This is a genomic window from Shimia sp. R11_0 (assembly GCF_017744035.1).
GTDB classification, from domain to species: domain Bacteria; phylum Pseudomonadota; class Alphaproteobacteria; order Rhodobacterales; family Rhodobacteraceae; genus Shimia; species Shimia marina.
The window spans coordinates 25,052-47,539 of record NZ_JAGHQY010000011.1; the positions used below are offsets into that span (position 1 = coordinate 25,052).

Below are 22,488 nucleotides of genomic sequence, written 5' to 3' on the forward strand. Positions count from 1 at the left end.
TCGCGATGCGCCAACCTCCCACGAGAGAATCTCGCCCAAAGACGATAGAGGCGGCACTTACGCCTGTTTTGGATGTTTGGCAACCCCGTAGGGTGCGCATTCACTGCGCATCTAACCAAACCTCACCCCACCTTCCCCCTCGGCAGCCAGAACGCAATCAGCCCCATCGCCAGAACCGTCAGCCCCGCCCCCACCAGAAACGGCGTCTGCGCCCCAAAGCCATGCCAGAAAGCCCCGGCCGCCGTATTGCCCACCAGCACCACCAGCCCGGTCACAAGGTTGAACGTGCCAAAGGCGCTGCCTTTCAGATGATCCGGCGTCGCGCTGGCAATCATCGCGCCCAGCAGCCCTTGGGAAAAGCCCATATGCAGCCCCCAGAGCACCGTGCCCACCACATAACCCCAGACACTCCCCGCCACCGCCAGCGTGAGATGCGCGGCCACCAGAAACGCCAGACTGCACAGCAGCAGCCCCGAACTGCCAATGCGATCCGACAGCCGCCCCACCGGATAAGCCGTCAGCCCATAGGCCGCATGCATCACCACCAGCGACAGCGGCACCCAAGTCGCGCTGATCCCAATGTCCAATGCTTTGAGCAGTACAAACGCCTCACTAAACCGCGCGAGCATGATGACGGAGGTCAGACCAATCACCATCCAGACCTTTGGCGTCAGCCGCAGCGCTTCTGCCAGTCGAAAACTGCTACGCTTGATCGCGGTCTCCCCAGCCGGTTCTTTCACATAGAAGATCAGCACCGCCATACAGAGCGCCGCCGGAATGGTGGCCAGCCAGAAGACCTGCTGAATATTGCCTGCCAGCCACAGCATCGCGCCCACTGCAATCAGCGGCCCCAGAAAGCCGCCCACCGTGTCCAGCGATTTGCGCAGACCAAAACTCGCGCCGCGCAGCTCTGGCGGGCTGGCCGCTGTGAGGATCGCGTCCCGTGGCGCCCCGCGAATGCCCTTGCCCACCCGGTCCAGCGCCTTGGCCAGCACAATCTGATCCAGCGTCACCCCCAAGGAAAAATCAGCCGTGACAGCGCACCAAGCCCATAGCCCAGCACCGCCAGCGGCTTGGCCCGGCTGCTAACATAGGCCAGCACCCCAGAGAGAAACTTGCCCCCAGTCGCAACCGCTACGGAGAGCCTTTCGATAAACCCAATCGCCAAAGCCGAAGCGCCCAGTCCACCGGCCAGATACAACGACAGGAGTGTGTTGATCATCTCGGAGGAGACATCCATCAGCAAGCTGACAAAGCCTAGCCCCCACACAGCAGCAGGAAGGACGGGTTTGGACATGGACGTACCTTTGGAATCCGTCATCTGAGACAGCAAAAGGGCGCCTTATGCTACGCGCCCTCAAACCACACTCACAGACGGTCAATCAACGCCTGAAATACACTTTCTCCGCGCGATTAGCGCCAGCGCAGATTGTCCCGGCTCAATTGGTCCAAACTGGTGATGCCCATGAGCTTCATGTCGCGCTCAATCTCGGTGCGCATATTGCCCAGCACCCGCTCAACCCCAGCCTGCCCGGCACCCGCCAGCGCATAGAGATAGAGCCGCCCGCCGGAACAGGCCTTTGCCCCCACCGACAGCGCCTTGAGCACATGGGTGCCCCGCTGAATGCCACCCTCGCAGATCACGTCAATCTTGTCGCCCACGGCGTCACAGATCTCCGCCAGTTGATCAAACGGCGCACGTGAGCCATCCAGCTGCCGCCCGCCATGGTTGGACACCATGATCCCGGTACAGCCAATATCCACCGCCCGCTTGGCGTCCTCAACGCTCATGATCCCCTTGAGTGCAAACTGGCCATTCCACTGCGCACAGAGCTTTTCTGCGTCTTCCCAGTTCATCGACTGATCCAGCATGGTGGAGAAATATTCCCCCACAGAGACTGCCAAGTTGGTGCCCGCCTGCACGTGGCCGGAGAGATGCGGCATGTCGAACTTCTCTTTGGTAAAGAAATTCCAGGCCCACATCGGATGGGTGGCAAAGCTCAGCGCCGAGGCCGCCGTAAGCTTGGGCGGCGAGGTAAACCCCGTGCGCAGGTCCCGCTCCCGGTTGCCCCCGGTGATCGTGTCCACCGTCAAGGCCATGACGTTGAAATTCGCCGCCCGCGCCCGCTCCAGCAGCGCATCATTCAAGCCACGATCCTTGTGGAAGTAGAATTGGAACATCTTGGGACCGGGCGCGATCTTCTCGATCTCTTCAACCGTCACCGTCGCCAGCGAGGATACCCCAAACATCGTGCCATATTTGGTCGCCGCCTTCCCAACCGCGCGCTCCCCTTCATGGTGGAACAGGCGCTGCAAAGCAGTCGGCGCGCAGTAGATCGGCATGTCCAGCTTCTGGCCCATGACTTCTACCGACATGTCCACGTTTTCCACGCCATTCAGGACATTGGGCACCAAATCCACATCGTCAAAGCTGGTGGTATTGCGGCGATAGGTGATCTCATCATCCGCGGCCCCGTCGATGTAATGAAACACCGGCCCCGGCAGGCGCTTCTTGGCCAGCTTCCGAAAATCCTGAAAATTATGACAATCGCTCAATCTCATGGCACACCCTCCCTCGCGGCTATTGGTAAAATAAATTTACCACTTTTGACATAGGCAGATCCCCTCTCCTTGGCAAGAAAAATGCGCACTCATCCCCCCTCTTTGCGACGCGCCGTCACAAACACCGCGAAAATTAGTGCTCAGATTGATAACTCCATGTTCGCGCGAACCACATACCCACCACGCCTGTCTCCAGACAGCGCCGACACAGACTCGCTGTGATCATTCCGCTCAAAATGAAAAGGCCCCAATAAAAACACCGGGGCCTTCTCCTATATTTCGAAAGAGGCTTAGGCCGCCTTCTCCGCCTTGCTCCAGGCAAACGGCTCAAAGGCCGGGTCCACAGCCGTCTGTGCCACATGGTTGGTGTAATTGCTCAGGATCTTCTGCGACAGGCCCAGAATGATCTCAAGCACCTGCTGTGTGCCATAGCCCGCCGCGTAAAACACCTCATAGGCCTCTGGCGCCACATGGCCACGGCCGCGCACAAGCGCCAGTGTGAATGTCCGCAGCGCTTCCAGCTTAGGATCGGCCAACGGCGTTTCATTGCGCAGCGCGTCAATCACCCCGGCATCCACATTCATCGAATGGGCAATGCCGGTGTGGGCAGGCACACAATAGTGGCACTCATGCTCCACATTGATCGTCTGCCACACCACGGTCAGTTCGGTGTTGTCAAAACTGGTGCTGACAAAGGCTTCGTGGGTGCGCTGATAGGTTTCAAGCAACTGCGGCGCACCGGCCATCACCTGATAGAGGCCGGGCAGAAACCCATAGGCCTTTTCGGAGGCAACCAAACGCTCCTTGGCGGCTTCCGGGGCGGTTTCTGCGGTGTAACGGGGGAAGGTGGTCATGGGAGGAAGTCCTTTTCAATTTATCGATGTCCCTCTCATATGGGCAACTTGAGTGATTGCTCAATATGTCAACTTGAGCAATCACTCAAACGTGACCTTGGCATTATCTGAAAGCCCGATTAGATTGCCCCCATGAATGTAAGCCATGATAAAAATGCCGCCCTTGGCGCCGCGCTGGACCTGTTCTGGCAGCAGGGCTATGCCTCCACGTCCCTCAAGGATCTGGAGCGCGCCACAGGCATGCACCCCGGCTCGCTCTACGCCGCCTTTGGCAGCAAGGCGAAACTCTACTGTCTGAGCCTTGAACGCTACGCAACGCGCCTGCAGACCCTTCGCGCGGAGCTTTTGGCCAAGGCCAGCTCGCCACTGGCAGGTCTCGCCACCTTCATCACAGAGGCACATCCGCTGTCCAATGCGGAGGCCCCTCTGCCGGTCTGCTATCTAGTGAAGGCCACGCTGGAAAGCAGCCATGGCAATCAGATGATCGAAGAGAAAATTGCAGAGCTGCTCACCAAAAATGACGCCGTCTTTGAAGACATCTTTCAGCAGGCCATCGACGCAGGGGAACTGCCCGCCAACACCGCCCCCCATAAACGCGCCCGTCAGTTAAGCGCAGATCTGGCGGGTCTGTGTTTTTACGCGCTGAGGGCAGACGACCCTGCGGTGATCAAAGAAATGGTCTCCGACCTCGCCCATCGCCTGCACCACTGACACCCCGTAGGGTGCGCATTCACTGCGCACCGCACCGCCAGCCTCCAAAAACAAAAAACCCCAATGCCAAGGCATCGGGGTTTCCTGAAAACTTATATCGCAGACTTACATCTGCTTGGTCACCTGCGTGTATTCCAGCTCGACCGGAGTCTCGCGGCCAAAAATGGAGACCGTCACCTTCAGGCGCTGGTTCTCTTCGTCCACTTCCTCGACCATACCGTCGAAATCCTCAAACGGACCGTCGTTGACTTTGACCTTCTCACCCACTTCAAAGCTGATCATCAACTTCGGTGTCGCGGCTTCACCCTCTTCCACGCGGCCCAGGATACCCTGAACTTCCGCATCGCGCATCGGCATCGGACGACCCTGTGGACCCAAGAAGCCGGTGACGCGGTTGATGGAGTTGATCAGGTGATAGCCTTGGTCGGACATTTCCATATGCACCAGCACGTAGCCCGGCATAAAGCGGCGCTCGCTGGTCACTTTCTTGCCGCGACGCACCTCAATCACTTCCTCGGTCGGGACCAGCACTTCGTCAATCTGATCCTCAAGCCCCTGCTCTTCGACCGATGTGCGAATTGTCTCGGCGACCTTCTTTTCGAAGTTCGAAAGCACGCTGACCGAATACCACCGTTTCGCCATGTGTTGTTCTTCCCGTCCTTGCCGGCACCAGCCGGACTCTCGTTTATGTCCAGTGTCTCAAATCAGACTATCAGGAACAAAAAATCGGCGTGCAACTCGATTCGTCACACGCCAAGCATCTTATGTGCCAGTGACTACCCCCGTTGTGCCTTGGTTTCAAGGCACAACCACATGGTCAGCCCTCAGCCGAACAGCGAAAGAACGCCCTGAAGACCAGAGCGGATAAGGATATCCACCAGCGAGAAAAACGCCGCCGTCAGCGCGGCCATGATGAACACCATCACGGTGGTCAGCAGCACTTCGCGACGGGTCGGCCAGACCACTTTGGAGACTTCCGCGCGGACTTGCTGAATGAATGTGATCGGATTGGTTTTCGCCATGACGCTTCTTCTTTGCCTTGATCAGGGGCTGACATACTTGGGCTGCGCGCCAAATTCAAGGGCCTAGCTACGCAGTCGCGCAATCCGATCCGCAAAACTCGGATCAATCGGCCCATCCCAGACATCTTCCTCACTGGCCGGACGGTGCAACACCCCGTGCCAGCGGTACGGCAAGATCTTTTGCAGGAACCGCCCCAGCGCCGGGTCGGCCCAGACAAAACGCTTCAGTACATAAAGCACGATGCGCGCCATGCGGTCCTGTCCAATCAGTGCCCCAATCAAAAGCAACGTCGACACAATCAGCAAAGCCAGCATGGGGATAAACCACGGCTGCCAGATCACCACGCCACAGAGAAACGCCAAAGAGACCATCCGGGGCGACATCAGAAACCGGCGCAGATTGCGCCCAGCTCGCCCTTCAACCACTTCAATCCTGCGCCAACTGCGCGGTGCAAAGGCAACCTCCGGGTCATCTTCTGAAACTTGGGAAGTTACCGGGGCAGCCAGATCCCTGGCCCCTGCGTCACCAGAACCGGTATGCGAGCTGACCTGCGCGCCATCCACACGGCGCATCCGCGCAAACGGGGCTGCACGCAAGGGCTTGGGCTCCGGCACCGGATCCGCTTCCGCCAAAAGGGCCCGGATGGTCTCCAGCGTGGCATCACTAAAACCTTCGCCACCGGCGCTGATCTCTTTCGCTTGCATGTCCTCGTCGCCTGATGACCCTTTGGGGGCATCTGCGACCATCAAACCATCGGTCATATCACCACTCGTTCTACGTCGCCTTACAAACCCTTTTGCACCACCGCCCCCACAGATCCGCGCTTTGGCGAAAAATCCTCCGGGGGCACGGAGGCAAATCTGCGGTCAAATCATGGAAAAACTGTGGCGACCCTCACCGCTCTCCCACGCCAATCATACGGCGCAGCACATGCCAGTCGCTGCCCCAAACACCTGTCACATGACGCCATGCGATCAACATCCCATCCCGCGCCCGCTCCGGCCCGAGCATCACAGCTGTCAGCAGCAGCAAAATCACCATCCAGATCATAAGGCGCAACGTCACCGACGGCACCACCGCCGCCAGTGTGATCACCACAATCAACGCCAGCAGCCGCGGGCGTGGCCAGCGCCGCGCCATCACGATATCACGCCGCAACCGCGCCTCTTCGCGCTGCTGTTCAAGCTGTCGGGCATTGCGCGCCATCACGCGTTCCACCGCAGACATATGATCCGCAGCGGTCGCGCGCGCCATGGCCCGGCGCATCCGCCGGTTGACCTCACGCATCAATCTACGGTCGTCCCGCCTGCGCTCACGCGCCGTCTCAGCCTGCGAAACAGGCGTTTCAAAATCACCGAGTCGGAATCCATGTCGCATCGATCATGCCTCACATTGCCGCCCCCATTTTGCGGCAGCCCCACCCATCGGCGGGAGCCCTCTATCATGGTTAATGAAGGATGAATGTGGCCGGACTCCGGCACAGATTGTGGCCTTTTTGCGCCCCCCTTCAGAGCCAAACCCCGCAAAGAAAAACCCCCGTAGCGATCAGGCTACGGGGGTTGAAGAGCGGCAAAGGGCCGTCTGAGATCTTAGTTCATGGTGAAATACTTGAACTTTGGCGAATCCTCAGGCTCCACAATGGTACCCACATTGGTCTTCATGCCCCAGTTCAGCACCTGATGGTGGATCGGGATGTAAAGCTGCTGATCCTGCACGACCTGCCAGATCTCATTGATCATGCCGTTGCGCTTCTCCAGATCAGTTTCCCCGGCCAGCGCTTCGATTTTCGCATCCAGATCCGCATCCGCAAAGCGGGTCGCGTTCCAGGAGCCATACTTCTCGCCTTTGGAGTGGGCGAGGAAGTTGAAGATATATTCGGAGTCATAGGTCGGAACACCCCAGCCCAGCATGTAGAAATCTGTTTCCAGATTGCTCAGCAGCGGGAAGTGCTGTGCCTTGGGCTTCGCGTCCAGGTTCACCTTCACGCCAATTTTTGCGAGCATACCCACAGCCGCCTGACAGATCTTCTCGTCGTTGACATAGCGGTCATTCGGGCAGTTCAGCGTGATGCCAAAGCCATCCGCATAGCCCGCTTCCGCCATCAAAGCTTTGGCCGCCTCAATGTCTGTCTTGGAAGAGCTGTCCATCTCTGTGTTCCAGCCGTTCACAAACGGCGGCGCGATCATGCCCGCAGGGGCGGATTGGCCGCGCATCACAACCTTCATGATCGCGTTGCGATCAATCGCCATGGACATCGCCTTGCGCACGCGCACGTCAGACATGGGGTTCACACCGTCCACATCATCATTGGCAATGTCTTCTGCCGCCTGGTTCATCCCGAAGAAGATTACGCGGTTCTGTGGGGCTGTGCGCACGTCCAGACCAGCGGTGCTGTCCACACGGCCCAGATCCTGCACTGGCACGTCCTGAATAAAGTCCACCTCACCGGACAGAAGCGCCGCCACACGGGTCGCTGCGTTCTGGATCGGGGTGTAGATGATCTCGGTCACCTGAAGTGGGAATTCATCTTTGCCCCAGTAGGTCTCGTTGATCGTCAGAACGGTCTTCACGTCCGGCTCGCGGCTGACCAGCTTATAAGGGCCGGTGCCATTGGCGTTCTTGGCTGCAAAGGTGTCTTCGCCGCCTTCAAAGTCCTGCACCTTGGTGGCGTTGTTGGCCTCTGCCCAGTCCTTGTCCATGATGAACATATTGGTCAGGTTGTTGGCCATGATCGGGTTGGGACCGTTGGTCTCAATCTCGATCGTGTAGGCATCGGTGGCGCGCACTTCCTTCACAGAGGCCAGCAACTCTTTGTAATCCGAGTCTTCGGTCATCGCGCGATCAAGCGAGAATTTGACATCTTCGCTGTCAAAACTTGCGCCGTCATGGAAGGTCACACCTTCACGCAGCTTGAACACCCAAACATTGGGATTGTCCGCAGAGGGGCCCCATTCGGTGGCCAGTGAGGGCACCATGGCCCCGGAATGGTCTCGCATCACCAGCGTTTCCATGATCTGGTGCGCAAGAGCCGAGGTCGGCCCTTCGTTTTGCGCATGTGGGTCCAGCGTCAGCGCATCCCCGGCACGGGCCCAGCGCAGGGTTTCTGCTTGTGCCAGCATCGGCATCGCCGCAACGGCAACGGTGGCCAGCATCATTGTTTTGAACTTCATCACTTTCACTCCCTGATAAAGTTGGTGCGGTGATGATTGACCCGCTAGCCGCGATTGGCAAGCCTCTCGTCGGCCTTTTGCCGCCTCCACACCCCTCACAGGTACTTAACAAGTAAAAAAAGGGCACCGCTGCCGGCACCCTTTTGAGAAAATCCCCCTAAAGGATAATCTTACCGCCGCACTTCCTCCATAAAGCGTTCCCGGATCACAATCGGATTGGTCTTGATCACCGGCACCTTCACATTACCACTCTCACATTTGGACACGATGATCGTCATCTCATCAGTTTCAATCGCGGCCTTGACCGCTGCGGCTGTGTCTTGCGCAGAAACGGTCTGCACGTTTTCCGCGCCACAGGCCCGCGCCACGGCCGCCAGATCGGTTTTCATCCCCGCATAGGTCGGCTGATCCCCGGTCGAGCCATAAGAGCCATTGTCGATGATCAGAAGCGTGAAGTTGCCCTGCGCATTGTTCCCGATGGTGGCCAACGTGCCCATATTGGTGAGCACAGAACCATCCCCGTCAATCGCGATCACCGGTTTATCCTGCGCCGCGGCCAGCCCCAGACCAATCGAAGACGCCAGCCCCATGGTGCCCAACATGTAGAAATTGGACGGCTGATCATCCATCGCATGTAACTCTTGGCTCGGCGCACCGATGTTACAAACCACAAGATGCTCGCGGATGATCGGTTTCAGCGTCTGAAATACGTCATTACGGATCATGCAGAAGCCCTCCAGAAAGAAGCGTCACACAAAATGGCGACCGGCTTAGAGGCCATCTGCGCATATTCCAGAATGCCGGGCAGCTCGGCGGCATCCTCCGGCTTGTGAAAGTGATAGGTCGGGATGTGCAGCTGGTTCAGGATCGCCTTGGTGTGCAGCGCCATCTCCACCTGACAGGCCACCGGCTCGCCCACTTCGCCGCGATAAGAAATCAGCATCGGCAGCGGGATCTGATAGAACTGAATGAGTGTTGCCAGCGTGTTCACCACCACGCCCAGCGCGGTGTTCTGCATCACAATACAAGGCCGCATACCGCCCATATAGGCCCCGGCGCAAAGCCCCATGCCCTCATCTTCTTTGTTGGACGGCATATGCAGGATACTTGCCTCATCATCGAGCACCTCAAGCACCCCGGCGAGTTGTTTGCAGGGCACCGAGGTGACATAGTCGATCCCCGCTACCTTCAGATCTCGGACGATCTGATGATCCATTTCTGTGGCCATTGTTCCTCCCTAAGCCAAGCTTACCCCAATCGTTTCAGCACCAAATCGGCAATCATCTCACTCACCCGGACATTGCTATCCTGCGTGACCCCCGCGATATGCGGGGTCAGGATCAGATTGCCGACCCCTTTAAATTTCTCTGCTGCCTCTTTGGTCAGAGGCTCCGTCTCAAAGACATCCAATGCCGCGCCGCCAATCTGGCCCGCCTTCAGGGCCGCTACCAAAGCCACCTCATCCAAAACGCCGCCCCGCGCCGCATTAATCACCACCGCGCCCGGTTTCATCTGCGCAAAGGCTCCGGCATTCATCATATGGCGCGTCTGATCCGTCAACGGCACATGCAGGCTCACCACATCCGCCTTGGCCAGCACATCCGCAATTTCTCCACGCTCGGCACTCTGCCAGGCCGGGTGGTCCGCAGGCAAAAACGGATCATAAGCGATCAGCGTCATCCCCATCGCCCGCGCCAATCGGCCGGTTTCCTGCGCATTGGCACCAAACCCCAAGAGGCCTAACACACGCCCGCCCGCCTCACGGCCTGAACACTGCGCGCGTGGCCAGTCGCCCGCCAGCATCGCATGTTTCGCGTGATAGGCATCCCGCAACAGCACCAGCGCATTGGTCACCACATATTCCGCCACCGACAGCGTGTTGGCACCAAGCGCAGGCATGACCTCCACGCCCCGCGCCTCACAGGCCACAACGTCAATATTGTCGAGCCCCACACCCAAGCGCCCGACGCATTTCAAATCTGGCGACGCATCGAGCAACGCAGCGGTGACCTGCGTGCGGTTGCGCACGATCAGCGCCTGCACCCCGGCCATCTGCGCAGGAATATCCTCCTGCGCATCAGCCAGCTCAGGCGCATAGGTGGTGGCGTGGGCCGCTTTGAGCCGCCCAACCGCCGTTTCATCCATGAACTCTGTGATCAAAATCATCACAGGTCTCCTTCTTTGATCCGCCTTTGATCGGCTTACAGACCAGCCACGCAGGTGTATTTGGTGATCAGATAATCATCCAAACCCTGGCTGCCGCCTTCTTTGCCCATGCCGCTTTCTTTCACGCCACCAAAGGGGGCTTCCACGGTGGTGATCAAACCGGAGTTCACCCCAACCATGCCGTATTCCAGCGTCTCATTCATGCGGAACGCACGGGCGAGATCTTTAGTGTAGGCATAGGCCGCGAGGCCGTAATCGGTGGCATTGGCCGCCACCACGGCATCCTCCTCTTCCTCAAACTTGTATATCGCCGCCAGCGGGCCAAAGATCTCATCGGTTGAGAAAGACATCTCAGATGTCGCGCCGGTGATCAGGGTTGGCTCAAAGAAGGTCTGGCCCAGCGCATGGCGTCCGCCGCCCAGCACGATCTCGCCGCCTTTGGCCTTGGCGTCGGCAATCATGCCCTCAACCTTCTTCACCGCGTTTTCATCAATCAGCGGCCCCTGCACGACGCCATCCTCGGTGCCATCCCCCACCTTCATCGCGGCAATCGCCTCTTTCAGCTTGGCCACAAAAGCATCGTGAATGCCCGCCTGCACATAGAAGCGGTTGGTACAGACACAGGTCTGCCCCATGTTGCGGAACTTTGCGATCATCGCGCCTTCCACGGCGGCATCCAGATCCGCATCGTCAAACACGATGAACGGCGCGTTGCCGCCCAGCTCCATAGAGACCTTCTTCACCTGATCCGCCGCCTGACGCAGCAACAGTTTGCCCACGCCGGTGGAGCCGGTGAAGGTCACTTTGCGCACCTCTTTGTTGCTCATGATCGCGCCGCCAATCGCAGGCGCATCCCCGGTGACGATGTTCACCACCCCATCCGGGAAGCCCACATCCTGACACAGCTTGCCCCAGGCCAGACCGCTATAAGGCGTCTGTGGCGCAGGTTTGGCCACCACGGTACAGCCCGCCGCCAGCGCCGGTGCAATCTTGCGCGCCAGCATGGAGCTTGGGAAGTTCCACGGGGTGATCATGCCAACCACGCCCACCGGATGGTGGGTCACCAGCAGGCGCTTGTCATTGCTTGGAGCCGGAATGATTTCGCCTTTGGTGCGTCGGATTTCCTCGGCAAACCAACGCACATAGGCCGCGCCAATCGCGATCTCGCCGCGCGCCTCAAACAGCGGCTTGCCCTGCTCGGCGGTCAACAGTTGCGCGAGGTCTTCCTGATTGTCCATCAAGGCGTCATGCAGCTTGTGCAGCAGCCCCACGCGCTCCATCAGATTGGTCTTGGACCAGCTCTTGAAGGCCGCACCTGCTGCGGCGATGGCGCGCTCTGTCTCTGCGCCGCCCACTTCGGGCACCGTGCCCAGAACGGCACCGGTGGCCGGGTTGGTGATCTCGGTTGTCGCGCCGCTGTCGGCCCCCACCCACTGACCGCCAATCAGGTTGGCTTCCAGCAGATATCCGTTGAAGTTGCTCATCTCTGCCCTTTCGAAAAGACAAATTGTGTTTGTTGGTGATAGCGCTCTGCGGGCCGCAAAACGGCCTGCGGAAAATCTTCGTGGTGATGGGCATCCGGCCAGACCTGAGGCTCCATGGCGAGCCCCGCATAGGCCCCCATCACGCGCCCGTCCAAACCGGGCTGTGCGATGTTGATATTTTCCCCATCATAAACCTGCAAGCCCGGCTCGGTGGTGAGACAGCGCATGGTGACCCCCGATGCCGCGGATTTCAACACGGCCACAGCGCGCAAAGCCTGCCGTTGTGCTGACAGACAGAAGTTGTGGTCCACCGGATGGGCCTGTGCCACAGGGGCTGCCTTGCGAAAATCAAATCGCGTCGCGCCAACATCAGCCTGTTCCCCTGTGGGGATCAACTCCGCATCCACAGGCAAATAGGCCTCCGCAGCAATTTGCAGACGGTGGTCTGAAATCGTCTCCGCATCATCAAGCGTGAAATAGCTGTGATGTGCCAGACTACAGAGTGTGGTCTGATCCGTCTCCGCCTCCATATGAATGTCTAACACGCCACCTTCCAACAACGTAAATGTCACCCGCGCCGTCAATGTACCGGGAAAGCCCATATGCCCATCCGGCAGCGTGATCTGCAACGTGGCGCTGTCTGCTGCCTCCTCCGCGATCTCCCACAGACACTTGCCCATGCTGTCCGCCCCACCGTGCAGCGTGTGCTTCCCTATGAAATTGCGATCCAGCTGATAGGACTGCCCATCAATCTCCAAATGCCCGTCCCGAATGCGATTGGCAAACCGCCCCGCCGTGGCCCCAAAATAAGGCGAATGGGTCAGATAGGGCGCAAATTCAGGAAAGCCCAACACCAAAGGCGCGTCATGCCCCGCCAGCCGCAGATCCTGCAACACCGCGCCATAGGTCAGCAGATGGGCAGTCAGCCCGCCACCCGTGAGTGTGATCCTATGCACCGCGCTGCCATCCGGCATATGGCCCCAAATCTCACTCACAGGGTCACCGCCTGCCCGCTGCGCGCGCTTTCTTCGGCTGCTTCGCCCACGCGCACCGACCAGAGCCCATCCTCAAGGCTCACTTCGGGGTCACCTTGCCCGCTCTGCACCAGATCGCGGAAGCGCGCGTGCTGAAAATAGGTGGAGCCATGGTGATCGCCCGCCTGCAGCACCGCTTCGTCCACCTCGATCTCTTCGCGCACCACCTCTTTGCTAGCCCGATGGCTGATCTCCACCTCGCTGCGGCGTTCTTTGCCATCATGGGTGAAGCGCGCCGGCCCCGGCACTTTGGCCTCCACCCGCGCCTTTTCGCCGGTCACGGCAATAGTCTCCTGCCAGTAAGAGCCTTCTGCAAACATGCACAGATCCAGCATCCCGCGCGCGCCATTGGCAAACTCAACGGTGACAAAAGCATTGTCCAGAATATCCGGCGTGCGCCCGTCATACGCCTCATCCAGATGGTTCACATCCACACCAGCGCTGGCATAAACCCGCACCGGATCGCTCTGCAGTGTCAGCCGCATCAGATCCCAGAAATGGCAGCATTTCTCCACCAAAGTGCCCCCTGTGCGCGCATTGAACCGGTTCCAGTCACCAACCTTTTCCAAAAACGGAAAGCGGTGCTCGCGGATCGCCATCATGCGCGGTGTGCCCAGGGTGCCATCGTTCAATTCCTTCAGCAGGCGCTGAACGGGGGGCATATAACGATACTCCATCGCCACCCAAACCGGTGCCTTCCGCCCCTCTGCCTTGGCCAGCACCTCGGAACAATGCGCCGATGTGGTGCACAGCGGCTTCTCCACCAAAATCGGATAAGGCGTATCAAGCACATCCAGCAGGATTTCGTGGTGCGTGTCATTGGGCGCGGCAATCAACAGCGCATCCACCAGCCCCGACCCAAGCATCTCCTTGTAATCCGCAAACGCCTGCGCCTGCCCCTCCGATGTCTCCACCGAGCGCTGGCGCATTCCCGCATCCGGATCACTCACCGCCGTCACCTCGCATCCCTCCAAGAGCGTCAGGTTGCGGATATGCTCCTGCCCCATCATGCCAGAGCCAATCAGACCATAACGTATCGCCATTCTATATCTCCAAAAGCGGCAGACCCATCGCGCCAGCCGCACCGCGCAACGCCGCGCGGTGATCCCCGTAGGCCAGCGCCATATGGTGCTCCAATCCGCTGGCAATAATATCGCTCAGCACATCACCCGCCCCGCGCCCAAAGCGCAAGACCCCGGAGGTGCCGGTAAAGGTCATCGGCCGTTTCAGCATCATAGCGTGGCTCAACACCATATGGGGCCGCCCATGCGCCTGACTGATCCGCATCAGGGTGACCTCCCCCGCCTTCAAGGGAAACTGATAAAGCAGCGGCTGCTTGCGGTTGGTGTGAATGGTCGCCTCAGCCTGCGCCTCCGGTTCGATCATCGAGATCGGGGCCTGCCCGCAATGCCAGATCACGCCGGTGTCATCATCCGCGTCCATATCCACCAGATCGGTCAGAAACACCGGCGCATCCGCCGCCGCCGCCAGAACCATCTGCGTGAGCGCGCCGTATACATCCGCCTCACAGGCGCAGGGCACCCGCGCCTCGCCCATCATCGACACCGGGCCACAGACCGCGCCGCCATACTCAGTGAAGGTCTCCGGCCAACACCGAATGGCAAAGGCCCCGTAGCCGCCTTTTTCCTTGAGCGTATCCAGCCCCACTTTCAGGCGCAGTGAACGGTCCAGCTCTTCCGGGTCCACCTCATCCAGCCCCGACAGCTCCGCACCCGCCTGTTTGCGCACCTCGGCGGCGGCCTCGGCAGGCACCGCGCGGGCCAGATCAAACAGATCCTCCAGCGCCAGTTCATACACCTCAACACCGGACAGCGCCTTCATATCCGCCTTGTCATAGGCACAGGTGTCAAACCCCGCCGGATGCTCGCCAATCCGCGCAATCCGCTGCCCGTTCACCGCTTTGGCAATCGCGCGCCCCACGTCCGTCGCCTCCGGCACCGCGCCCAGCGCCAGCTTGCCTGAGGGTCGCGCACCATCAAGCATTTCCGCCAGATCCGCCGCCACATAGCCCGCCGGACTGGCATAGAGCCAGCCAAAGGCGCGGCCATTCAGCCCCAAAGCATGGCTCGCCAGATTGAGACCACAGAAAGAGTTCAGCCGCAGCCGCCCGCCCACACGAGGCTCCGGGATCGCCCAGATCGACAGCGGCTGTTCAAAGGCCGCGCCAATCGCCACGGTCATCGACGCATCCGTAAAGGTCACCTGCAGGATCATCACCTGATCCACCTCTGCAGCCTTCAGTGCCGCAATGCCCGCTTTGGTTGCCGCCTCATCAAACAGCAGCCCCCGAGGGCCCACGATCTCATGACCGGTTGCCTCCAACGCCGCCAGCATCGCGGTGAGGTTTTCCTCTGCAAAGGGCACGTCAAAGGTGGGACGCCCCAAGGGAAGAATGCCGAGTTTCATGCGCTTAAGCCCTCAGATATCTGCGTAACTGTTGCGGAAGCTGGCACCCTCTGCCGCCAGCCGCGCGCCGCCTGCGCCATAACAGCTGTGCTGCGCCCAATTGGCCGCCTGCGCATCCGCCAAAGCAGAGATGTCTTTCATGTAATCCACCGCATCGCCCTCAAGCCCGGCGCGCACCGCGTCCCAATCCGGATAGGCGTTAAACGCATCAAGCCAGATCGCGCGGCCCGCCAGAAAGCCGCTCGCCCCTGCCTTAAACGCATGAGCAAGCACATTGCGGAACTCCGCCTTGCCCGCCCCTGCCGACAGCATCACCCAGGGCCGCCCGGCAAGCCGACCCATCTCGTCAAACACCGCCTGCACCTCGGCCGATCCATCCGCATCCGCCGCATTCACCGGGCTTTCCAGCTTGAACACATCCACGCCATAATCCGCCTTGGCAAATTCCTCGACCGATTTCAGAACGTCATCGGCCTTCTTGCCCTTCATCTCCACATAGTCCTTGGTCTGATGGGCGTCTGCGGCCAGCGGATAAACCAGCAGCTCAAACAGAAACGGAATGTCATATTTCGCACAGGCTTCGCCCACCTGCTTCACATAATCTTTCTGTGCCTGATTGACCGCGTCTGAGGCATCTGGCCGATACCAGGCCAGCACCTTCACCGCGTCGCCACCAATGCGCTTGATCTTGCCCACCGACCAGTTGTCGATGCTGTCAGAGAGCCGCCCACCGGGGGTCTCTTTGAACAGGCTGTCCTCCAGCGTGACCACCAGCCCCTTGTGGGGCAACAGCGCATCAAAGCTGTAGGGAATGGCATAATGCGGGTCGAGCAGCATCGCGGTGGAATGCGCCTGAAGCGTCTCCACCAGCATGCCTTTGAACTTTGCGACCTCCTCCCACGGAGCCTGCTCTACCCCCAGATGTTGCGCAATCGGGCCCTTGATCGGCGGGCGCTGATCCACGGCGGTCATCTTGTAAATGCCGTTCTCATCGGCCATGCGGCGCATCCCGCTCAGCTTGCCGGGTGTCAGGGAAATCATACCGTCTTCTCCTTCAGGAAATCATGGAGCAAAGCGCGGCTTGGTGCGCCCGTCCGCCCGCCTTTTGTCAAACATTTCAGGGCCGCCGCGCCGTTTGCATGCTGGATGGCCTCGACCTCATCCATGCCCTCTGCGAGCATCAGCGCAAACACCCCGTGCCACACATCCCCCGCGCCCAGCGTGTCTATTGGCGTGATCGGGAAAGCCGCCACATGGCGCACCACATCCGCCTCAGTAAACCAAACGCCATCCGCGCCGTCGGTCACACAAGCCCAACAGCCGTGGTCCTCCGCGATCTGCAAAAGCGCGTCTTCGATAGCGGCTTCTGGATAAAGCGCACGCAGCCCCTGCATGGAAAGCGCCACATGGCTCGCCGCCCCCATCAGCGCCGGATCAATCGGCGCTTCGCCGTCCAGAATACCGGGAATGCCGCGCGCACGAGCCAGCTGCAACGCCGCCAACGCCGCATCCACCCGCCGCGTGTCCGTCAGCACCGCACCCAGATCGGTCAGGCCGTCAAACCAGTCGGTTTTCAGCACCAGCCCCGCCCCGCGAAAATTCACAATCTGGCGTTCGCCCTGCGCATCAATCAGCACCGAGGAATAGGAACTCTGCGCCCCCGCCGTGCGCGTCACATGGGAGACATCCACGCCTTCGCGCGCCAGATCGGCCACGATCATATCGCCGATGCTGTCTTCCCCCAGCCGCGCGCCCAACACAGCCGCGCCGCCCATCCGCGCAATCGCCACAGCCGCATTGGCGGCACAGCCGCCGCCCACGATATCCGCCTCTTCGGTGCCGTATTTCTCCGCCCGATGGGGCAAGGCTGGCAGGTGAAAGACAAAATCCACCACCGCCGCGCCGACGCACAGGATCCTGCTCATTTCGGCACCTCCAGCCCGCTTGGCACGCTCTCCGGCACACCAAGCCGCCCCTTGAGGCTCTCCGTCCCCGTCAGCGCATGCAGAAACGCCACGATCTGCGCCACCTCTGCATCATCCAGCTCAATCCGTTCAATGTCGGTGCGCGAGGCCAAGCGCGCCCGCTCCCGCGTGTCCGAAAAGGCCAGAAAATCCACTTTCGCCAGCCACGGCACCTTGGGCAGCACCGCATTGTCCTTTTCCCAGGCCGCAAAGGCGCCACGCGGGTCCATGTGATGGCGCACCATACCCTCAAGACTGTCGTAGGCCCCGTTGTGCCCATAAGGCGCCGTCAACGCCACATTGCGCAGCGCGGGCGTGCGGAAGCGATAGGCATCCGCCAACCGATCCGACGCCCCCATGCGCCCAACATCGCGCACAATCGGATCCCATTGGCGCGTTTTTCCGGGCCCAAAATGCGGCAGCATCAGCGCGTGAAACTTCTGATCGGTCATCAGCGGCCCCGCATGACAACTGCTGCACATCGCCTTGCCATAAAACAGATCCATACCGGCCTTTTGTGCGGCATTCAGCGCCGTTTCGTAGCCGTTCAGATAGGCATCAAACGGGCTGTCATAGCTCTTGAACTCCGTGCCCTCAAAGGCCGCCAAAGCGTTGACAATATGGGTGATATTGATGTCGAGAGGCTGATCTACATCGTCATAGGCGGCAATGAACATCTCCGCATATTCTGGGATGATCCGCACCCGTTTGGCCACAATCGGCCAGACATTGTCGATCCGGTCATAGACCGCCCCTGCGATCTGGTTTTCCTTCGGATTGCCCGCCATCTCAAACTCGGCGGTCATCGGAAACAGCGCCTGCGCCGCAAGGATCGAATTGAGTCCATCCGGCAGCCATTCCTGCGCCGGGCTGTCAAATCCGGTCTCGTAAATATCGCTCACCGACAGGCGGCCATCGTGAAACAGGATGTCGATCTCTTTCGCCCCCAAATTCCACAGCGCCGGTGCATTGCGCGGGATGCGCTTCACAATCCGGCTGTCCCCTGTGCCCGGCGTGCGCTCCCGCCCAAGCCCGTCGCCACCCTCGCCAATCCCAAGGCTCAGCCCGTCGCCAGAGCCAAGCTCCGGATGGTGGCAGGTGGCGCAGGCAATGTTGCGGTTGCCAGACAGGATCGGATCGAAAAACAGCAGCTGCCCGATCTTGGCCTGACGCGGATCAAACTGGATGAAATCATCCTCTTGCAACGGCTGCGGAAGCGGGCTCCCATACGCGGGCGCACACGTGAGAGCGCCAAGAACTACGATGAGGGAGAGAGAATGAAACGCTTTGTTTTTGCTGCACTTTTGGCCAGCACGACACCCGTTTTGGCCGAGATCGAAACCGGCCGGGATTACATGGATGCCAAAGAGTACACCAAAGCGATGCAGGAGCTTCTGCCCGCCGCCAACAGCGGCAATGCCGAAGCCGAAGAATTGATTGGTGTGATGTACGCGCTTGGTCTGGGTGTAGAGCGTGATGACACCCGTGCCTTTGAGTGGTATCTGCGCGCCGCGCTCAAGGGCCACGCGGGCGCACAAAGCGGCATCGGCTGGTACTACGAGGTTGGCCGGGGCCTGCCCGCGCCCGATCTCGTGCGCGCCTACATGTGGTACACGCTTTCCGCAATCGGAGGCGATCCGGATGCGGCCATTTCCCTTGAGGAAGTGGTGAAAAAGATGACGCAAGCGCAAATTCAACAAGCCCATATTCTGGTGGATGACTACCGGACCTGGCTCTACCCATTCCGGTGATGTTCACGGAAAGGGCCTTGCGGCCCCTTCCTTTTTCATCACGTTGATCGCTGAATCAGTTCAGATCCTTGGCCATTCCGGCTTCAAGCTCTGCTTCCGCCTCGGCCACCGCCGCTGTCAGCGCATCAAAAATCTCTGCACCGCCCTTCACATTGCCTTTGAACCAGTCATAAACTGGTGCTGCAGCCTCTTTGAAAGCCGCCTTTTCCGCAGGTGTCGGCACATAGAGATCGCCGCCTCCGGCCACAAAATCTTCATAGGCTTTGATCGACTTGCGCTTGGGCGAGGCAAAAGTGGCTTGTTGCAAGGCCGCAAACCCATCCACAATCACCCGACGCATATCTTCTGGCATGGATTGGAACTTGGCATTGTTCATCCACCACAGCGCCCCCATGTAGGCGTGCCCATCCAGCGTCACATATTGCAGCCCCGCATCCGGGAATTTCATCCCCATGATGTCGGTGATGCCATTTTTGGAGCCTTCCACCACACCGGTCTGGAAAGATGTAAACAGCTCCGGCCATGGGATCGGCGTTGGGGAAGCGCCAAGTGCCCGCACAAGCTCCTGCGGCAGATCCGCTACCACAGTGCGGATCTTCAGACCTTCCATGTCAGAGGGGGAGGCCACACGACGTTTTGTATTGGCAAAGTTGCGCCAGCCACCAGTATTGCCGATGGTCATCAAACGGATGGCATCTCCTGAATCCGCGAGCGCCATCTCCCGCATTTTGCGAGTAAAATCCCCCGCCAGAACAGCTTCGGCAATACGATCATTGGCCATCAGATACGGCAAGTCCAGCACCTGCACGTAAGGGAAAATGCCCGAGGCGCCACCGGAAGTGGAGATATATACATCAATCGTGCCATCCGCCACACCCTGCAGACATTCCGCCCCCTTCGCGCACAGCTGCGTGCCAATGAACAGTTCTACCTCAATCGCCCCGTTGGAGGCGCTTTCCACAAAGTTCTTGAAGACCACAAGGCCGTCATAGTCTTCGTCATTTTCATTGGAGTTTGCGGTCGCTCGGATCGTGTAATCCGCCGCCTGCGCAGCGATTGCGCTGCTCGCGACCAGCGCGGCTGTCGCCACTGCCTTAAAGGTTTTGCTGAACATGTCTATCCTCCCTGATGTCGTTCAAGCGATTGATGTCACTGCACAAATCCTGTTAGTCTTGGTATTGTCATGGAAATGGCAGGCACATAGGTGATGAGAAAGATCACAAAGACCTCCACTGCGAGAAACGGTAGGATCGCCTTGGCAATCGTCTCTACCCGCTCCCCGGAAACCGAACTGGCCACAAACAGCACAAGCCCCATTGGCGGCGTCGCCAACCCCACAGTCAGGTTGACGCTCATAATGATGGCGAAATGCACCGGATGCACACCCAGATCGACAAAGATTGGCCCCAGAATCGGGCCGAGAATGATGATCGCTGGCCCCGCATCCAGGAACATGCCCACCGCAAACAGCAGCACGTTTATAAGAAAGAGCAGCACAAGTGGATTTTCTGACAGGCCAAGGATGAAGCCCGCCATGGTTTCCGGCGCATGGCTCAGAGACACCACTGTTTTGAACGCGACCGCCGCGCCCACCAGCAAAAGCACCGTGGCACTCGCCAGACCTGCACGCATCAGAACCGCAGGCAAGTCACGCAACTTCAGAAGGCGTAGAATAAACAGCCCCACAATCAGGGCATAGCCTACCGCCACCGCCGAAGCTTCGGTCGGTGTAAACACCCCCACCAGAATGCCACCCAGAATGATGATCGGCGTCTGCAGCGGCACCACAGCCTTTTTGCAAATGATACGGAAATCCGGGCTCACCGTTTTGCGAATGCGCAGCAGGATCACATGGGCAATCGGCAAAAACACCAGAAAGACCAGCCAACCGTTGAGCGCCACATCCACGCCGTTTGCCGCCAAAATAGCGGCAATCGCTGCATACATTCCAAACAGCAGGCCAGCAAAGTTGATCCGCAGCAACACAAAGCTGAACCCGGCTTCGGTCTTGCTGATACTCTGGCCTTCGGTCACAATCCGCTCCGCTTTGGGCAAATCGTATTTGTCCGCCATCAGGCGAACCATCACCATCAGGCCCACGCCCACCAACACGCCCGGCACGATCCCCGCCAAAAACAGCGCGGCCACGCTTTCCCCCATCACATAGGCATAGATGATCATGATGCCCGAAGGCGGAATGATGGGTCCGATCACCGAGCTCGCCGCCGTGATCGCCGCCGCAAATTTGCGCGAGTAGCCGTTCTTTTCCATCGCCGGAATAAGCGTGGACCCCAGCGCCGAGGTGTCCGCCACAGCCGATCCGGACAGCCCTGCAAACAGGATCGACGAGAGGATATTCACATGTGCCAGCCCGCCACGCAGATGCCCCATCAGCGCTTGGGAAAACTCCACCAGCCGCGTGGTGATCCCACCCCGGTTCATCAGCTCACCCGCGAGAACAAAGAACGGCAGCGCCATCAACGGAAAGCTATCCATCCCATTGTAAACATTACGATAAAGCAGCGCGATGTCTCGCTCCTGCCCGTTGAGCCACAGCAGCAGACCGGGTGACAGCAGCAGTGCAAAAAACACCGGCAGGCCAATCATCAGGAAGATCAGGAAAAGCGGAAGGAAAAACGCCAGCATCAGTCCCCCGCCCCCATGGCTACGGCAAATTCATCGGTATCAGGAAGCTCTGTCGCCGGGCTGATCAGCGTCATAAACGTGCGCAGGATCAGCTCCACGGTCACGACAAACAGCATGGCCACACAAAACAGCAGCGCCCCATACATATAGCGCAGCTTGATCTTGAATCCCTCGCCCCCGAACCATTCCAGCGGCACCCGCAGGCTGGAGCTGTCAAATCTCCCACCAAAGCCAAATGTGTGGGCATAGCCATGTTGAAGCGCGATCAGCAGCACCATAAGTGCGCAACACAACAACACCAGATGCAAAACCAACCCCGGCACCCGGCTCAACATATTGGGCAGCGTGTCAATCGCCACAAACCCGCCCCAGCGCATCGCGGAGGGCGCCATAAAAGCCACCAGCCAGAGCATAAGGAACCGTGCCGCTTCATCCGGCCAGGCCAGCGCATTGTTGAGCACATAGCGACAAAACACCTGCGTCAGGATCACAATCACCATCAACGCAAGCGCCACCGCCCCCAGCCGCCTCCCCAAACGCAGGACATGCGTGTTCATCCAGGCCAAAGGCCGTAAGACCACCATCATATGCGATACATCCTCCCCGAATATCGCAGTGAAGTCGCCAAAAATATCAAAAGCGATTTCGTTTTTTTCGATTACCTCACAAACCGAATGCTTTCGTCAAGGGTTTTGA

General features: G+C 59.3%; 24 protein-coding genes. 2 read left to right on the top strand and 22 right to left on the bottom strand.

What is annotated here, in order from left to right; genetic code table 11:
* Positions 1-122 precede the first annotated feature (122 nt).
* The 4 genes from J7382_RS18125 to J7382_RS18135 all read right to left on the bottom strand — a co-directional run bounded on the left by J7382_RS18125 (position 123) and on the right by J7382_RS18135 (position 3,416).
* Positions 123-1,013 (bottom strand): MFS transporter, encoded by an 891-nt coding sequence (locus J7382_RS18125; protein ID WP_348540052.1) that lies wholly within the window; start codon positions 1,011-1,013, stop codon positions 123-125.
* Complete coding sequence (locus J7382_RS20015) at positions 1,010-1,297, bottom strand: hypothetical protein (protein ID WP_247745107.1); 288 nt, start codon at positions 1,295-1,297, stop codon at positions 1,010-1,012. The genes J7382_RS18125 and J7382_RS20015 overlap by 4 nt, the downstream gene beginning before the upstream one ends.
* Positions 1,298-1,413: 116 nt before the next feature.
* Complete coding sequence (locus J7382_RS18130; RefSeq protein WP_058239822.1) at positions 1,414-2,562, bottom strand: alpha-hydroxy acid oxidase; 1,149 nt, start codon at positions 2,560-2,562, stop codon at positions 1,414-1,416.
* A 290-nt stretch (positions 2,563-2,852) separates the two neighbouring features.
* Entirely contained in the window at positions 2,853-3,416 is a 564-nt protein-coding gene (locus J7382_RS18135; RefSeq protein WP_209070397.1) for a carboxymuconolactone decarboxylase family protein, read from the bottom strand.
* A gap of 132 nt (positions 3,417-3,548) precedes the next feature.
* Here J7382_RS18135 and J7382_RS18140 point away from each other — a divergent pair, with 132 nt between their 5' ends.
* Positions 3,549-4,127: a TetR/AcrR family transcriptional regulator gene (locus J7382_RS18140; RefSeq protein WP_209070398.1), complete on the top strand. Its 579-nt coding sequence runs from the start codon at positions 3,549-3,551 to the stop codon at positions 4,125-4,127.
* A gap of 105 nt (positions 4,128-4,232) precedes the next feature.
* Here J7382_RS18140 and nusG read toward each other — a convergent pair whose 3' ends face one another.
* The 15 genes from nusG to J7382_RS18215 all read right to left on the bottom strand — a co-directional run bounded on the left by nusG (position 4,233) and on the right by J7382_RS18215 (position 18,600).
* On the bottom strand, positions 4,233-4,769 hold the full coding sequence (nusG, locus tag J7382_RS18145; protein ID WP_058239818.1) for a transcription termination/antitermination protein NusG: 537 nt from the start codon (positions 4,767-4,769) through the stop codon (positions 4,233-4,235).
* A 182-nt stretch (positions 4,770-4,951) separates the two neighbouring features.
* A complete protein-coding gene (secE, locus tag J7382_RS18150; protein WP_209070399.1) occupies positions 4,952-5,149 on the bottom strand; it encodes a preprotein translocase subunit SecE in 198 nt (65 codons plus the stop codon).
* Between the two features lie 63 nt (positions 5,150-5,212).
* Positions 5,213-5,911 carry a hypothetical protein gene (locus tag J7382_RS18155; protein WP_209070400.1) on the bottom strand — a complete coding sequence of 233 codons (699 nt, stop codon included), beginning with the start codon at positions 5,909-5,911 and terminating at the stop codon, positions 5,213-5,215.
* Positions 5,912-6,044: 133 nt separating this feature from the next.
* Entirely contained in the window at positions 6,045-6,527 is a 483-nt protein-coding gene (locus tag J7382_RS18160; protein ID WP_209070401.1) for a hypothetical protein, read from the bottom strand.
* Positions 6,528-6,739: 212 nt separating this feature from the next.
* A complete protein-coding gene (locus J7382_RS18165) occupies positions 6,740-8,320 on the bottom strand; it encodes an ABC transporter substrate-binding protein (RefSeq protein WP_209070402.1) in 1,581 nt (526 codons plus the stop codon).
* A 170-nt stretch (positions 8,321-8,490) separates the two neighbouring features.
* On the bottom strand, positions 8,491-9,045 hold the full coding sequence (gene comE / locus J7382_RS18170; protein WP_209070403.1) for a sulfopyruvate decarboxylase subunit beta: 555 nt from the start codon (positions 9,043-9,045) through the stop codon (positions 8,491-8,493).
* Positions 9,042-9,548: a sulfopyruvate decarboxylase subunit alpha gene (gene comD / locus J7382_RS18175; protein ID WP_247745108.1), complete on the bottom strand. Its 507-nt coding sequence runs from the start codon at positions 9,546-9,548 to the stop codon at positions 9,042-9,044. Before comD ends, comE begins: the two co-directional genes overlap by 4 nt.
* A gap of 20 nt (positions 9,549-9,568) precedes the next feature.
* Complete coding sequence (locus tag J7382_RS18180) at positions 9,569-10,486, bottom strand: hydroxyacid dehydrogenase (protein ID WP_209070404.1); 918 nt, start codon at positions 10,484-10,486, stop codon at positions 9,569-9,571.
* 35 nt (positions 10,487-10,521) lie between these two features.
* Complete coding sequence (locus J7382_RS18185; RefSeq protein WP_209070405.1) at positions 10,522-11,970, bottom strand: NAD-dependent succinate-semialdehyde dehydrogenase; 1,449 nt, start codon at positions 11,968-11,970, stop codon at positions 10,522-10,524.
* Complete coding sequence (locus J7382_RS18190; RefSeq protein WP_348540051.1) at positions 11,967-12,965, bottom strand: aldose epimerase family protein; 999 nt, start codon at positions 12,963-12,965, stop codon at positions 11,967-11,969. The genes J7382_RS18185 and J7382_RS18190 overlap by 4 nt, the downstream gene beginning before the upstream one ends.
* The gene (locus J7382_RS18195) at positions 12,962-14,047 is read right to left on the bottom strand and encodes a Gfo/Idh/MocA family oxidoreductase (protein ID WP_209070406.1); all 1,086 of its coding nucleotides are present in this window, start codon (positions 14,045-14,047) and stop codon (positions 12,962-12,964) included. The genes J7382_RS18190 and J7382_RS18195 overlap by 4 nt, the downstream gene beginning before the upstream one ends.
* A 1-nt stretch (position 14,048) precedes the next feature.
* Positions 14,049-15,431 (bottom strand): hypothetical protein, encoded by a 1,383-nt coding sequence (locus J7382_RS18200; RefSeq protein WP_209070407.1) that lies wholly within the window; start codon positions 15,429-15,431, stop codon positions 14,049-14,051.
* Between the two features lie 12 nt (positions 15,432-15,443).
* Entirely contained in the window at positions 15,444-16,472 is a 1,029-nt protein-coding gene (locus J7382_RS18205; RefSeq protein WP_209070408.1) for a tagatose 1,6-diphosphate aldolase, read from the bottom strand.
* Positions 16,469-17,356: a PfkB family carbohydrate kinase gene (locus J7382_RS18210; protein ID WP_209070409.1), complete on the bottom strand. Its 888-nt coding sequence runs from the start codon at positions 17,354-17,356 to the stop codon at positions 16,469-16,471. Before J7382_RS18210 ends, J7382_RS18205 begins: the two co-directional genes overlap by 4 nt.
* Positions 17,353-18,600 (bottom strand): cytochrome c peroxidase, encoded by a 1,248-nt coding sequence (locus J7382_RS18215; protein ID WP_247745109.1) that lies wholly within the window; start codon positions 18,598-18,600, stop codon positions 17,353-17,355. Before J7382_RS18215 ends, J7382_RS18210 begins: the two co-directional genes overlap by 4 nt.
* Before the next feature lie 72 nt (positions 18,601-18,672).
* Between J7382_RS18215 and J7382_RS18220 the strand changes: the two genes are divergently transcribed.
* The gene (locus J7382_RS18220) at positions 18,673-19,146 is read left to right on the top strand and encodes a tetratricopeptide repeat protein (RefSeq protein WP_209070410.1); all 474 of its coding nucleotides are present in this window, start codon (positions 18,673-18,675) and stop codon (positions 19,144-19,146) included.
* 55 nt (positions 19,147-19,201) lie between these two features.
* On the opposite strand, the gene dctP is transcribed toward J7382_RS18220, so the two are convergent.
* Genes dctP through J7382_RS18235 form a run of 3 tightly spaced genes read right to left on the bottom strand, consistent with a single transcriptional unit; the run spans position 19,202 to position 22,379 of the window.
* Positions 19,202-20,260 carry a TRAP transporter substrate-binding protein DctP gene (dctP, locus tag J7382_RS18225; protein WP_209070411.1) on the bottom strand — a complete coding sequence of 353 codons (1,059 nt, stop codon included), beginning with the start codon at positions 20,258-20,260 and terminating at the stop codon, positions 19,202-19,204.
* 35 nt (positions 20,261-20,295) lie between these two features.
* Positions 20,296-21,792: a TRAP transporter large permease gene (locus tag J7382_RS18230; protein ID WP_209070412.1), complete on the bottom strand. Its 1,497-nt coding sequence runs from the start codon at positions 21,790-21,792 to the stop codon at positions 20,296-20,298.
* Positions 21,792-22,379 carry a TRAP transporter small permease subunit gene (locus J7382_RS18235; protein ID WP_209070413.1) on the bottom strand — a complete coding sequence of 196 codons (588 nt, stop codon included), beginning with the start codon at positions 22,377-22,379 and terminating at the stop codon, positions 21,792-21,794. Before J7382_RS18235 ends, J7382_RS18230 begins: the two co-directional genes overlap by 1 nt.
* Positions 22,380-22,488: the final 109 nt, after the last annotated feature.

Bases quoted from the DNA above. Each gene is read 5' to 3' on its own strand.
- J7382_RS18180 (WP_209070404.1), bottom strand. From the start codon at position 10,486: ATGATTTTGATCACAGAGTTCATGGATGAAACGGCGGTTGGGCGGCTC.
- secE (WP_209070399.1), bottom strand. From the start codon at position 5,149: ATGGCGAAAACCAATCCGATCACATTCATTCAGCAAGTCCGCGCGGAA.
- J7382_RS18160 (WP_209070401.1), bottom strand. From the start codon at position 6,527: ATGCGACATGGATTCCGACTCGGTGATTTTGAAACGCCTGTTTCGCAG.
- J7382_RS18155 (WP_209070400.1), bottom strand. From the start codon at position 5,911: ATGACCGATGGTTTGATGGTCGCAGATGCCCCCAAAGGGTCATCAGGC.
- J7382_RS18210 (WP_209070409.1), bottom strand. From the start codon at position 17,356: ATGAGCAGGATCCTGTGCGTCGGCGCGGCGGTGGTGGATTTTGTCTTT.
- J7382_RS18135 (WP_209070397.1), bottom strand. From the start codon at position 3,416: ATGACCACCTTCCCCCGTTACACCGCAGAAACCGCCCCGGAAGCCGCC.
- J7382_RS20015 (WP_247745107.1), bottom strand. From the start codon at position 1,297: ATGTCCAAACCCGTCCTTCCTGCTGCTGTGTGGGGGCTAGGCTTTGTC.
- nusG (WP_058239818.1), bottom strand. From the start codon at position 4,769: ATGGCGAAACGGTGGTATTCGGTCAGCGTGCTTTCGAACTTCGAAAAG.
- J7382_RS18195 (WP_209070406.1), bottom strand. From the start codon at position 14,047: ATGGCGATACGTTATGGTCTGATTGGCTCTGGCATGATGGGGCAGGAG.
- J7382_RS18140 (WP_209070398.1), top strand. From the start codon at position 3,549: ATGAATGTAAGCCATGATAAAAATGCCGCCCTTGGCGCCGCGCTGGAC.
- J7382_RS18205 (WP_209070408.1), bottom strand. From the start codon at position 16,472: ATGATTTCCCTGACACCCGGCAAGCTGAGCGGGATGCGCCGCATGGCC.
- J7382_RS18200 (WP_209070407.1), bottom strand. From the start codon at position 15,431: ATGAAACTCGGCATTCTTCCCTTGGGGCGTCCCACCTTTGACGTGCCC.
- dctP (WP_209070411.1), bottom strand. From the start codon at position 20,260: ATGTTCAGCAAAACCTTTAAGGCAGTGGCGACAGCCGCGCTGGTCGCG.
- J7382_RS18235 (WP_209070413.1), bottom strand. From the start codon at position 22,379: ATGATGGTGGTCTTACGGCCTTTGGCCTGGATGAACACGCATGTCCTG.
- comD (WP_247745108.1), bottom strand. From the start codon at position 9,548: ATGGCCACAGAAATGGATCATCAGATCGTCCGAGATCTGAAGGTAGCG.
- J7382_RS18220 (WP_209070410.1), top strand. From the start codon at position 18,673: ATGAAACGCTTTGTTTTTGCTGCACTTTTGGCCAGCACGACACCCGTT.
- comE (WP_209070403.1), bottom strand. From the start codon at position 9,045: ATGATCCGTAATGACGTATTTCAGACGCTGAAACCGATCATCCGCGAG.
- J7382_RS18130 (WP_058239822.1), bottom strand. From the start codon at position 2,562: ATGAGATTGAGCGATTGTCATAATTTTCAGGATTTTCGGAAGCTGGCC.
- J7382_RS18165 (WP_209070402.1), bottom strand. From the start codon at position 8,320: ATGAAGTTCAAAACAATGATGCTGGCCACCGTTGCCGTTGCGGCGATG.
- J7382_RS18185 (WP_209070405.1), bottom strand. From the start codon at position 11,970: ATGAGCAACTTCAACGGATATCTGCTGGAAGCCAACCTGATTGGCGGT.
- J7382_RS18230 (WP_209070412.1), bottom strand. From the start codon at position 21,792: ATGCTGGCGTTTTTCCTTCCGCTTTTCCTGATCTTCCTGATGATTGGC.